The sequence below is a fragment of the Pseudomonas sp. GM17 genome (assembly GCF_000282175.2).
GTDB lineage: Bacteria > Pseudomonadota > Gammaproteobacteria > Pseudomonadales > Pseudomonadaceae > Aquipseudomonas > Aquipseudomonas chlororaphis.
Window position 1 is genome coordinate 2315470 of sequence record NZ_CP124732.1, and the last position, 12999, is coordinate 2328468.

Genomic DNA, 12999 nt, shown 5'->3' on the forward strand with positions numbered 1-12999 from the left:
CCGAAGCCCCTGAAAACGTTAACGTTTTCAGGGGCTTTGTCGTTTCTGGCTGTTTTTATTCCCCCGCTTGTTCCCCCATCTGGATTTCGAAAAGCTGACTGCGGGGCCACTCGATTCACATCGAGCATACTGACCCTCCCAGCCAGCTCCAGCCCAATGCATCACGCGGTCAGCGTATGGTCGGCCTCCCCGAACCAGGTGCGTACCAGATCGGGGCTGGGGGTGCCAGCGTGGTCAAGCACCGCCACATCGACGAAGTGCTTGCCATTGTTGGCGCCATCGGGATCCACCTGCACCGTGATGTCGCTGCCGGACTGCGCCAGTTGGACAAAGTCAGCTACCTGGCTGGTGCCGCTGACGAAGTTGGCGTTGAGCAGCGTGGAGAGGTCGACGGTGTCACCTTCGGCAAAGTTGTAGTCGAGGATATGGTCGCCGCCTTCATTCGCGTTGAGGTAGGCGAACACGTCGGCTCCCGCGCCGCCGCTGAGGGTGTCCTCGCCGCCACGACCCACGATGATGTCGTTGCCGTCGCCGCCACTGAGCGTATCCGCGAGCATGCTGCCCACCAGTGTGCCGCTGGATTCGCCGTGGAAGCTGACTTGGGTGCCGGCTTCGCCACCGTCGGTGACCTGGAAGTCTTCTACCGAGTAGTGCCCCAGCAGGTTCACCTCGGCTCGATGCGTACCATCGTCCACCGTCAGCAGGCCACCGGCGCCAGAGGCGTTGGCGGTGTAGCCGAGCTGGGTGTTGGCGCCAAAAGCGAGATCGCCGAACGTCAGCAAGTCATCGCTCTCGAGGCCGAGGATACCGACCAGCGAGCCCGCTGCTTCAGCCTGGGCGATCACCAGCGAGCCCGCACCTTCGCCGTGAAAGGCGACGGAGGTGTGTGCGGCGCCAGCGAAGGTCAGGCTGGCATTGCCGTCGATGGTTGCGCTGCCATTGCCGGTCACGTCGGCCAGCAGGTGCAGGTCACCACCGTTGGCCCACAGATGGCCGGTGTTTTCGACCGTGCTCGCCACCGTCATGCCGCCTGTGCCTGTGGACTCCAGCACACCACTGTTGGTGATGGTGTGGGTGCCGGTGTCGAGCACCAGGCTGTTCAAGCCGCTGGCGAGGATCAGCCCCGCATTGGCCAGTATCATTTGCCCGGCGCCCAACTGGCCGGCGCCGGAAATGCGGTTGTCGACGTTGGTCAGCACGGTGTCGGCGCTACCGCCGAAAATCACGTTTTGCGCGTTGTCGGATAGCAGCACCTGGCCGCCACCGGTCAAGGTCGCGCCACGGAACAGAATCTCAAGACGGGTCTCGTTGCCAGCGGAGCCGAGTTCGATGGTGCCGCTATTATCGAGGCTGCCACCGAACGGCATGATCGCGCCGTCGGCAATGGTGAGGGTGCCGGTATTGCTGGTAAGCGGGTCCCTATCGAACTGGAAGTTCGCTTCGCTCAGGTCCGCTGCATCGACACCTCTCAAGGTGACCGTCTGGCCGGAGCCGATGCTGACCAGGGCATTGCCGTTTACGTCGTTGCTGATGCTCAAGTCAGCGAAGGTGGTGACGCCTGTGAAGCCGATCAAGTCGATCTTGTCCGCCATGACGTCGAAATTGTAGATCTGGTTGTTACCGATTGGCTGGGCGAAGACGAACGTGTCGGCACCGGACGAACCGGTCAGGTTGTCATCAGCGGACAAGGCAAAGATCGGCGAGCCTGGGGCATAGACTTCGACGTTGTTGAACACGTAGGCGCTTGCGGTGCTGCCGTCACTGTTGCTCCAGTACATGTTGACATCAAGTACCAACGCACCTGCGAAGTCGCTTGGGGTTGTCACGGTCAAGGCGCCGGGATCGTTGGTCTGCACGGTCCAGGTGCCGTCGCCGTTGTCGGTTCCAGCATTGAACACCCACCCCGAAGGAATGCCACTGATGGCCACCGTTACGGGGCCGTTAATCTCGGCCAGTGGAATGTCGAGGGCCAGATTGATGGGTTCGCCGGCAACGCCTGCCGGAAGGTTTGCACTGCTCCCGGCAGCCCCGGGATTACCTGCCAGGTCGGTGTAGCTGTTCGCGGCAACGTCGACTTTTATGCTACCGCCCAGCGTTCTGGTCAGCGTCGCGGTGTAGGTATCGCCATCGACCTGGGTAAAGTTACTGAAGGTTCCGCGGGGCGCTCCGCTCGTCGTAGTCACCGAGACATCCGAGAGGTTGAAACCGCTCACTGTCTCACTGAACTGGAATGTGACCGTCGACGTCGAGCCGATCGAACTGCCTAAGGCCGTCCCTGTCACTGTCACCGTTGGCGCCACGCTATCGACAGGCGTCTCGACGACGTTCTGCACATTCACCGTAATGGTCTGCGTATCGGTTCCGCCATTGCCGTCGGCCACCTGAACGTCCACGACGTAGGCATTGTCGCCGTCGGTACCACCGATATCCTGGGGATTCTCGTAATCGGGCGCCGAATTGAACGTCAGCACTCCGCTCGAACTGATAGAGAATTTGCCGAAGTCCGTCCCGGCCGTATTCAGGATCGAGTAGCTCAGCGTCTGCGCTGGTAGATCGGCATCGGTCGCCACCACCGTCGTGACCGCTGTGGTGTTTTCCGCCACGCTGACCGAAGCCGTCGCACCACCGCCGTTGGAGGTGATCACCGGGCTGTTGTCGTTGACGCCCGTCACGGTTACGGCGATCGCCTGGTCGTCAAACAGCGTGCCGTCCGACGCCCGCACAATCACGTCATAGACATTGTTCGTTCCCGAATCCGCCGGCGCTTCAAAGTTGGGTGCGGAAATAAAGCTCAGCGCACCTGTGCCTGAAACGATCGAGAACTTCGCGGCATCCGCTCCGCCGACGATGCTGTAGCTCAGTGTTTGTGCGGGTAGATCAACATCGGTTGCCGCCACTGTCGTGACCGCTGCGGTGTTCTCCGCGACGTTGATCGAAGCCGTCGTACCACCGCCGTTGGAGGTGATAGTCGGCAAATCATTGCTGCCGGCGATATGCACCGTGACTGAAGTGAGGGTGCCATCGGCACTGCTCACCGCGAAGGTGTCGGTGTAGGTGGTACCTGCGGCGAACTCGTTGTGGGCGGAGTCGGCGACGTAGGTCCAGGCGCCACCGGTGCCGATGGAGAATTGGCCGTAGTTGCCGGCGGTGTTGGTTTGCGCGACGAAGGTCGCGGCGCTGTCGACGTCGCTGATGGTCAGGGTGCCGGCGGTGGAGATGTCGACGGCGGCATTGGTCTCGGTGAGGTTGGCGATGCCGGCGGACAGCACGGCGGTATCGTTGGTGCCGAGGATATGTACCGTGACCGAAGTCAGGGTGCCGTCGGCACTGCTTACCGCGAAGGTGTCGGTGTAGGTGGTGCCTGCGGCGAACTCGTTGTGAGCGGAGTCGGCGGCGTAGGTCCAGGCACCGCCGGTGCCGATGGAGAATTGGCCGTAGCTGCCGACGGTGTTGGTCTGGGCGACGAAGGTCGCGGCGCTGTCGACGTCGCTGATGGTCAGGGTGCCGGCGGTGGAAATGTCAGTGGCTGCATTGGTCTCGGTGAGGTTGGCGATGCCGGCGGACAGCACGGCGGTATCGTTGGTGCCGAGGATATGTACCGTGACCGAAGTCAGGGTGCCGTCGGCACTGCTTACCGCGAAGGTGTCGGTGTAGGTGGTGCCTGCGGCGAACTCGTTGTGAGCGGAGTCGGCGGCGTAGGTCCAGGCACCGCCGGTGCCGATGGAGAATTGGCCGTAGCTGCCGACGGTGTTGGTCTGGGCGACGAAGGTCGCGGCGCTGTCGACGTCGCTGATGGTCAGGGTGCCGGCGGTGGAGATGTCGACGGCGGCATTGGTCTCGGTGAGGTTGGCGATGCCGGCGGACAGCACGGCGGTATCGTTGGTGCCGAGGATATGTACCGTGACCGAAGTCAGGGTGCCGTCGGCACTGCTTACCGCGAAGGTGTCGGTGTAGGTGGTGCCTGCGGCGAACTCGTTGTGAGCGGAGTCGGCGGCGTAGGTCCAGGCACCGCCGGTGCCGATGGAGAATTGGCCGTAGCTGCCGACGGTGTTGGTCTGGGCGACGAAGGTCGCGGCGCTGTCGACGTCGCTGATGGTCAGGGTGCCGGCGGTGGAAATGTCAGTGGCTGCATTGGTCTCGGTGAGGTTGGCGATGCCGGCGGACAGCACGGCGGTATCGTTGGTGCCGAGGATATGTACCGTGACCGAAGTCAGGGTGCCGTCGGCACTGCTTACCGCGAAGGTGTCGGTGTAGGTGGTACCTGCGGTGAACTCGTTGTGGGCGGAGTCGGCGGCGTAGGTCCAGGCACCGCCGGTGCCGATGGAGAATTGGCCATAGTTGCCGGCAGTGTCGATTTGCGCCTGGAAGCTTTCCGGGCTGTCGATATCGCTGACGGTCAGGCTGCCGCCGGTGGTCAGCGGAGCATTGGTTTCGCTCAGCGTGACGCTGGCCGAGGAAAGCACGGCAGTGTCATTGGTACCGGTGACAGTGACAGTCACCAGTTGGGTATCCACGCCGCCGAGGCCATCACTGACCTGCACACTGAACACTTCGTCATGACTTTCGCCGGCCTTCAGCGACTGCACGGCACTGGCAACACCATCGGTGCCGTTGGCCAGGGTGTAGGTCCACTGGCCGCTGTTGTCCACGGCGATCGAGCCATAGCTGCCGGTATTTGTTCCGACGATGCTCCAGGTGGCCGTGGCATCGTGGTCGATGTCGGTCGAGCTGAACTGACCGCTGACGCTGAGGGTGATGTCTTCCTGCGCGGTGCCGACATCATTGCCTAGCGTGAAATTGAGCACCGGTGCGTCATTGCTGCCGGTGACGGTAACGGTCACCTGTTGGGTGTCGACGCCGCCCAGGCCATCACTGACTTGCACACTGAACACTTCGTCATGACTTTCGCCGGCCTTCAGAGACTGCACGGCACTGACAACGCCATCGGTGCCGTTGGCCAAGGTGTATGTCCATTGGCCGGTGCTGTCCACGACGATCGAACCGTAGCTGCCATTTGGCGAGCCATTGATGGTCCAGGTAGCGGTGGCATCGTGGTCAATATCGGTCGAGCTGAACTGACCGCTGACGCTGAGGGTGGTGTCTTCCTTCACGGCGCCGGCATCGTTGCCGGTGGCGAAGCTGAGTACCGGCGCATCGTTGCTGCCGGTGACAGTAACGGTCACCAGTTGGGTGTCGACGCCACCTAGACCATCACTGACTTGAACACTGAACACCTCATTATGACTCTCGCCCGCCTTCAGAGACTGCACGGCACTGGCAACGCCATCGGTGCCGTTGGCCAGGGTGTAGGTCCACTGGCCGCTGCTGTCCACGGCAATCGAACCGTAGCTGCCAGTTGGCGAGCCATTGATGGTCCAGGTAGCGGTGGCATCGTGGTCAATATCGGTCGAGCTGAACTGACCGCTGACGCTGAGGGTGGTGTCTTCCTTCACGGCACCGGCATCGTTGCTGGTGGCGAAGCTGAGTACCGGCGCATCGTTGCTGCCGGTGACAGTAACGGTCACCAGTTGGGTGTCGACGCCACCTAGACCATCACTGACTTGAACACTGAACACCTCATTATGACTCTCGCCCGCCTTCAGAGACTGCACGGCACTGGCGACTCCATCGGTGCCGTTGGCCAAGGTGTAGGTCCATTGGCCGCTGCTATCGACGGCGATCGAGCCGTAGGCTCCGGTGTTTGACCCTTCGATGCTCCAGCTGGCCGTGGCAGCGTGATCGATATCGGTCGAGCTGAACTGACCGCTGACGCTGAGGGTGGTGTCTTCCTTCACGGCACCGGCATCATTGCCGCTGGCGAAGCTGAGTACCGGCGCGTCATTGCTGCCGGTAATGGTGATGCTGACCGTCTGCGTCGCCGAAGCCGCGTTAGCCGCGCCGCTGTCATCGGTGGCAACCACCGTGTACGAGAAGGTGATGGTTTCACCGGCGCCGAGGAAGTCGAGGTTCTGGCTGCTGCTGTAGTCCCAACTGTTCTGATCGACCGAAAAACCGGCGACCAGTGCCGAAGCCACGCTCGCATTGAGTATGCCGCCACTCCAGGCGATGTCGCCGTTGGCGGTGTGCGATACCGTCACCACGTCGGTGCTGTCCAGATCGGCAAAGCTCAGGGCGCCGCTGTCGCTTAATGTAGCGCTGCCGTCGCCTTCGTTCATCGCTCCGGTGGTGTCGACAATCGTCAGGGTTGGCTGGTCGTTGGTGCCGGTGAGGGTGATGGTCACGGTCTGTGTCGCCGAGGCAGCGTTAGCCGTGCCGCTGTCATCGGTGGCGACCACCCTGTACGAGAAGGTGATGGTTTCACCGGCGCCGAGGAAGTCGAGGTTCTGGCTGCTGCTGTAGTCCCAGCTGTTCTGATCGACCGAAAAGCCGGCCACCAGTGCCGAAGCCACGCCCGGATTGAGTGTACCGCCGCTCCAGGCGATGTCACCGTTGGCGGTGTGCGACACGGTCACCGTGTCGGTATTGTCCACATCGGCAAAGCTCAGGGCGCCGCTATCGCTCAGTGTGGCAGTGCCATCGCCTTCGTTCATCGCGCCGGCGGTGTCGGCAATGGTCAGGGTTGGCTGGTCGTTGCTGCCGGTGACGGTAATGGTCACCTGCTGGGTATCCATGCCACCCAGGCCATCGCTGACCTGTACGCTGAACACTTCGTCATGGCTCTCGCCCGCCTTCAGCGATTGCACCGCACTGGCAACACCATCGCTACCGTTGGCCAGGGTGTAGGTCCATTGGCCGGTACTGTCGACGGCGATCGAACCGAAGGCGCCGGTATTTGCTCCGACGATGCTCCAGGTGGCGGTGGCATTGTGGTCGATGTCGGTCGAGCTGAACTGACCGCTGACGCTGAGGGTGGTGTCCTCCTGCGCGGTGCCGACATCATTGCCTAGCGCGAAATTGAGCACCGGTGCGTCGTTGCTGCCAGTGACAGTGACAGTCACCAGTTGGGTATCCACACCGCCGAGGCCATCACTGACTTGCACACTGAACACTTCGTCGTGACTCTCGCCTGCCTTCAGCGATTGCACGGCACTGGCAACGCCATCGGTGCCGCTGGCCAGGGTGTAGGTCCACTGGCCGCTGCCGTCCACGGCGATTGAACCGTAGGTGCCAGTTGGCGAGCCATTGATGCTCCAGGTGGCCGCGGCATCGTGGTCAATGTCGGTCGAACTGAATTGGCCGCTGACGCTGAGGGTGGAGTCTTCCTGCACAGCACCGACATCATTACCTGGTGCAAAGCTGAGCACGGGTGCGTCGTTGCTGCCGGTGACAGTAACGGTCACCTGCTGGGTATCGACGCCACCTAGGCCATCGCTGACCTGCACGCTGAACACCTCATCATGACTTTCGCCCGCCTTCAGTGACTGTACCGCACTGGCAACGCCATCAGTGCCGTTGGCCAGGGTGTAAGTCCACTGGCCGCTGCCGTCCACGACGATTGAACCGTAGCTGCCGGTATTTGACCCGGCAATGCTCCAGGTGGCGGTGGCAGCGTGATCGATATCGGCCGAGCTGAACTGGCCGCTGACGCTGAGGGTGGAGTCTTCCTGCACAGCACCGACATCATTACCTGGTGCAAAGCTGAGTACCGGCGCGTCGTTGCTACCGGTGACAGTAATGGTCACGAGTTGGGTGTCGACGCCGCCCAGGCCATCGCTGACCTGTACGCTGAATACCTCATCGTGACTCTCACCTGCCTTCAGCGATTGCACCGCCCCGGCAACGCCATCGCTGCCGTTGGCCAGGGTGTAGGTCCACTGGCCGCTGCCGTCCACGGCAATCGAACCGTAGCTGCCGGTGTTTGACCCGGCAATGCTCCAGGTGGCCGTGGCATTGTGGTCGATATCGGTCGAACTGAACTGGCCGCTGACGCTGAGTGTGGTGTCTTCTTTCACGGCGCCGACATCATTGCCGCTGGCGAAGCTGATCACTGGCGCGTCGTTGCTGCCGGTGACAGTAACGGTCACCTGCTGGGTATCGACGCCACCTAGGCCATCACTGACCTGCACGCTGAAGACTTCGTCGTGACTCTCGCCTGCCTTCAGCGATTGCACTGCCCCGGCAACGCCATCGCTGCCGTTGGCCAGGGTGTAAGTCCACTGGCCGGTGCTGTCCACGGCGATCGAACCGTAGGTGCCGGTGTTTGTTCCGACGATGCTCCAGGTGGCCGTGGCAGCGTGATCGATATCAGCCGAGCTGAACTGGCCGCTGACGCTGAGGGCGGTGTCTTCCTGCACGGCGCCGAGATCATTGCCCGTTGCGAAATTGAGCACCGGGGCGTCGTTACTGCCGGTAATGGTGATGCTGACGGTCTGCGTCGCCGAGGTCGCGTTTGCCGCGCCGCTGTCATCGGTGGCGACGACCGTGTACGAGAAGGTGATGGTTTCACCCGCGCCGAGGAAGTCGAGGTTCTGGTTGCTGCTGTAGTCCCAGCTGTTCTGATCGACCGAGAAGCCGGCCACCAGCGCCGAAGCCACGCCCGCGTTGAGCGTGCCGCCACTCCAGGCGATGTTGCCGTTGGCGGTGTGCGACACCGTCACCGCGTCGATGTTGTCCAGGTCGGCAAAGCTCAGGGCGCTGCTGTCGCTCAGTGTGGCCGCAGCGTTGCCTTCGCTCATGGCGCCGGCAGTGTCGGCAATCGTCAGCGTCGGCCGGTCGTTGGTGCCGGTGATCGTAATGGTCACGGTTTGCACCGCGCCGTCGCCGATCGCCACGTTATAGGTCTGGGTGAGGGTCTGGCCTTCACCCAGGAACTGCAGGGCGGCGTTGTCTACCGCGAAGTGCCAGCCCAGCGAGCCGCTGCCCGTGCTGGTGCTGTCGTTCAGCGGGTCTGTAGTGAAGCTGCCCAGGTAGCCCGAAGCGCCCGGTGTGACGGTAACGCTGTGGGTGTCGATCAGGTCGGCGTCGGTAAAGGTGATGTTGCCGCTGGCAGCGTAGTCGCCGCTGTCTTCCTTGGCATCTCCGGCCTGCACGTCGCTGGTGATTTGCACCTGGTCGTTGGTGCCGGTGATGGTGATGATCACATTCTGCGTTGTCGACGAGCCATGCCCGTCACTGATGGTGACCACATAAGTTTCGCTGGCTGTCTGCCCCTGGGCCAAGGACTGGGCTGCCGCGTTATTCAAGGTATAAGTCCAGTTGACGGTGCCGTTGGCCGCATTGGCGGCTTCAGTCACCGAAGCGAGGACGAAGTTGCCCAGCGCTGTGGCATTGCCTGGCGCCGCCACGAAAGAGGCGGTATGCGTGTCGCTCAGATCGACATCGTTAAACGCAATCGTGCCCGTCGCGCTGTGCGAGTCGGTCGGGCTAGGTGTCGTGGCCGCATCTTCGGTTGCGGTACCGGCCTGGGCGCCAAGGCTCATCGTCACGCTGTCATTCGCACCTGCAAACTGCACCTGCGCGGTGGCCCAGCTGAGCGTGCCATTGCCGAGACGAATCGCATACGTAAAGCTGTCTGTCAGGGATGCTCCGGCAGCAAGCGCCTGAAGTTGCGCCTTGAAAGCAGTCGATAAGGTCGCGGCGTCGTAGCCGACTTTTCCATCCGACGTAATCCAGATTTTTGCGCCATTGAAGCTGGTGTCGGAACTCGTCGCCTCGACTCTGCCCGTGTCCTGGACCAGGAGATCGGCCGGAGCATAAACCTTGGTGGCAGTAGAAAGGCTGGTTGCGTTATCGAGTGACCAGAGTGTCTTTGCATTGCCGCCCAGGTCATTGGACATGATGTCCAGATACACGACTCCCAGCAGGTCTTCAGTGATGCTTGCGCTGCTCGTGCCAATGACGCCGGTAGTGAAAATGTCGTCCTGCGCCTGCGGTGTATTGGAAAACGAGGTTGTGGTGCCGCCGCTGGTCGTTGTGGTGGTAGCCATGTCTTTCTCCCGAAAATGCTTTTTTTAGAATTGCCAGGTCCTGTTGACAGGACGAAGTCCCGTGCTTGTACCGCTCAGGGTGTCAAGGAGCGGTGCGAGCTGATCCCGGACATCGTCGGCCGCCTGGGCCTGCCGGAAGAGGGACGCAGATGGCGTGCAGGTGAAGAAGTTCGCCGTGCTTGAGAAGCGAATCGCAGGCGCGGTTGGGCGAACATGGGCCCAAGCCCGGGGCTGCGCTGCGCATGGTGCGCAATAGCCTGAGAGCACCCATATGAAAGGGACTCCTGAAGTAATGGCTGGATGAAGCCGTGTCTTGGGGTCGTTCTGATTCAGGGATACGGCCTTTCCTGATATCAGTTTGATAGTTGTTTAGTTGTGGGGTCAGGCCTTGTAAAGGTGTTAACCGGGAGTAACAGCACGAAGTGCCAATATTCCGACGGGCGGATGTTTTGGTGTCAATATTATGTCGATGTGTTTTTGGCGAAATGCTCGCAAGCACCCGGCACTGATGCGGCTCAATGAGCTGAAACCCTTATGTGGCAAGGGCTGGCTGCGTCTGCCAGTGCTGGGCAGCGGCAAACTGCAGTGTCAGTTATTAAAAAAACTCCAGAGCATTTTTCTGTCGGGATTTTTCAGGCTGTCCGGATTTCGATGCCTGGGGCGTGGCGCCCCTGAACAAAGTTGCCTGTCCCGCGCTTTGAGAAATGTCTGATATTCGCTTCAAGGAGTTTTGCCTAGCCTGACCCGTATTCGGTGAATGCACCGTGGCATATTCAGGTGAGGCAGGGAGGCGGATATGAATAGGCTGGATGTACAGGCCGGTGCAACGCCGGAGGCGGCAGATTTCAACGCGGGCGTGAGCGCGGATGACGAGGTGCTTCAGGCTATCCGGGTCGGTTCCGCCGTGTCGTTGCTAGAGGTGCTTGGCAGGCTCATGGACCTTGCTGGCGACAATGAACAAATCGCACGACGGCTCATAGACGACGTAAGGACCTACCAGATCAAAGACCTCGAGTTGTTGCGGGCGTACTGCGCACAAAACGATCGGCAGGCCATTGCCAGGCTGTGCCACAAGATGGCGGGTGCAGCTTGTGTGTTGAAGTACCAGCCGCTGATTTCCAGCTGCCAGCAGTTGAGGGACGTCAGTCTCGCGGGGAGTTGGCCGGTGCTGTTGGAAAGGGTGCAGTTGGTCGAGCAGGCGTTGCTCAACCTCAAGGACATCTGTCTTGTAGCCATACAGGATGATGGGCCAATCAATCTGAGAGAACTGCCTCGTGAGCGCTGATTCCTCTGCTGCTCTAAGGGAGTAGTACTCGATGTCCCGTCGCAAAACCGATAAGACGCCGATTCTGAAACGGACAGATGTCCATGCGCTGCTGGGTTTCGCAAGAGGCCTATATGATTCCTTTCTGCCTGGCTATTTCAATCAGGGACAGAAGGTTGGTGGTGTTGAATTTCTTCAAGAGTCTTACTTTGTAAGTGCTGACCGTTTTATGACTGATAAGCAGAGTCGCTGCAATCTCCCTATTGTTAAGACCCTGTGCCAATAACCTTAATGTGGTGATTTCCCTGTTGGTCAGCTGGGAAGCGGCAATACTTTGCATCTGGTTGGTGTGAATGCTTTCCTGCAACAGGAGCAGAGAACTTTCAGGGAAATAGGTATGCCCCGATAACAGTGCCTTTACTGCATCTCCGACCTCATCCAGCGCTTCGTCCTTGCAAATGAAACCTGCTGCGCCTCCATGCAAACAACGTACGGCAAAATTCTTTGAGTCACTGGAAGTCAATATCAGCGTTTTTACCAGGAAGTTATTTGCCTTGAAGTGAGTGAGTACCGATAACCCGTCCAGTTGCGGTAGATCGAGGTCAAGTATCACCAGGTCCGGTTTATGTATGCGAACGACTTGAATGGCATCGACGCCATTGTCTGCCTCGGCGGCGATATTGTGACCGTTACGCTCAAGAATGACTTTCAATGCGACTCTGACCAGGGGGTGGTCGTCGACTATTACTATGGATCCCATAGTGTGCTCTCTCTATATTGATTATGCGTGTAGGTTTTATATTTTTACTCTCTATATTCAATTCTTCTCATTGAGGTTGGGCCTTTTGTCGGCGCTCACTGCGCAGGCCGGCGGGGTAGACTCCTTTCATTTTTATTGATTAGTTAGTTAGCCTGACTCAGGCTACTGTGATGCGAGCACTTGGCAGAGTTCAGCTGAACGTAATGCGTTGAAGAAGTACACAGTCTTGCCTCATAAGTAAAGACGAAATCAATGGACGGTTTATTAAGATATTTCTGATGGGTGCTTCGGCCGTCTCTCAATTCAAATTCGAAGGTTGATCGGTAAGCTACGGCTTCCTTTGGGCGTCCTTCGTGGGCTGCCAAGGGGGCTTGCTATTGTTGTCGACCAATCGACTTAGACTTTGAATGAGAGAGGCTAGGGCTGCTATGGCTGGCGTGATTTGGTCATGGCTGAACCGGGAGGACGATCAAATAGATTGCACTTCTTTTGCCGATCAACGTGAACAAGGAAATCACATGAAACGAACATCTTTACTATCCCTGGCAACTTCCAGCTTGATGCTTGCCGCACTTGTTCCTTCGTTATCTCATGCCACTGATGGCGTGGTTAACTTCTCTGGCAGCATTACTGACGTGACTTGCAATATCAACGGCAAGGCCCCGGGTGAAGACAACGTCACCAACGTGGAGCTGGGGCGCATCTCTCCTTCGATCTTCAAGGCCATTGGCGATGCTTCTCCGTTCAAGGGCTTCCAATTGGTGCTGTCCGGCGCGGATTGTTCCAATGGAACCAAGGTCGTCGTTGATTTTGACCAGGTGGGCAACGTCGACGCGGCGACCGGAAACCTCAAGCTGATCGGCGCCGCGCCTGCTACCGGCGTGCAGATTCAGGTGTACAACGACAATGTCGCTGCTGGCACGAAAGTCCCACTCGGTATGTCGGAGGCCACGCCACAGGTCGCCACCGTTGCAGGCAACACGGCAACCCTGAAGTTCAAGGCGAACTATGTCGCGACCGCTGCTAGCGTTGGCGCGGGTTCGGGTAACTCCTTCGTTCGATACACCCTGTCGTATAAGTAAAGGCCA

General features: G+C 59.8%; 4 protein-coding genes. 2 read left to right on the forward strand and 2 right to left on the reverse strand.

The window, feature by feature from the left end:
* Positions 1 to 161: 161 nt before the first annotated feature.
* A complete protein-coding gene (locus PMI20_RS10495) occupies positions 162 to 9887 on the reverse strand; it encodes a VCBS domain-containing protein (protein ID WP_284172444.1) in 9726 nt (3241 codons plus the stop codon).
* Between the two features lie 796 nt (positions 9888 to 10683).
* Between PMI20_RS10495 and PMI20_RS10500 the strand changes: the two genes are divergently transcribed.
* Entirely contained in the window at positions 10684 to 11172 is a 489-nt protein-coding gene (locus PMI20_RS10500) for an Hpt domain-containing protein (protein WP_007928838.1), read from the forward strand.
* A 109-nt stretch (positions 11173 to 11281) separates the two neighbouring features.
* Here the strand turns inward: PMI20_RS10500 and PMI20_RS10505 are convergent, their stop codons facing one another.
* Positions 11282 to 11911: a response regulator transcription factor gene (locus PMI20_RS10505; RefSeq protein WP_007928839.1), complete on the reverse strand. Its 630-nt coding sequence runs from the start codon at positions 11909 to 11911 to the stop codon at positions 11282 to 11284.
* A 518-nt stretch (positions 11912 to 12429) separates the two neighbouring features.
* Between PMI20_RS10505 and PMI20_RS10510 the strand changes: the two genes are divergently transcribed.
* Positions 12430 to 12993 carry a fimbrial protein gene (locus PMI20_RS10510; RefSeq protein WP_007928840.1) on the forward strand — a complete coding sequence of 188 codons (564 nt, stop codon included), beginning with the start codon at positions 12430 to 12432 and terminating at the stop codon, positions 12991 to 12993.
* Positions 12994 to 12999 lie beyond the last annotated feature (6 nt).

Excerpts from the sequence above, each read along its gene's own strand:
- PMI20_RS10495 (WP_284172444.1), bottom strand. The coding sequence starts at position 9,887 with ATGGCTACCACCACAACGACCAGCGGCGGCACCACAACCTCGTTTTCC.
- PMI20_RS10505 (WP_007928839.1), bottom strand. The coding sequence starts at position 11,911 with ATGGGATCCATAGTAATAGTCGACGACCACCCCCTGGTCAGAGTCGCA.
- PMI20_RS10510 (WP_007928840.1), top strand. The coding sequence starts at position 12,430 with ATGAAACGAACATCTTTACTATCCCTGGCAACTTCCAGCTTGATGCTT.
- PMI20_RS10500 (WP_007928838.1), top strand. The coding sequence starts at position 10,684 with ATGAATAGGCTGGATGTACAGGCCGGTGCAACGCCGGAGGCGGCAGAT.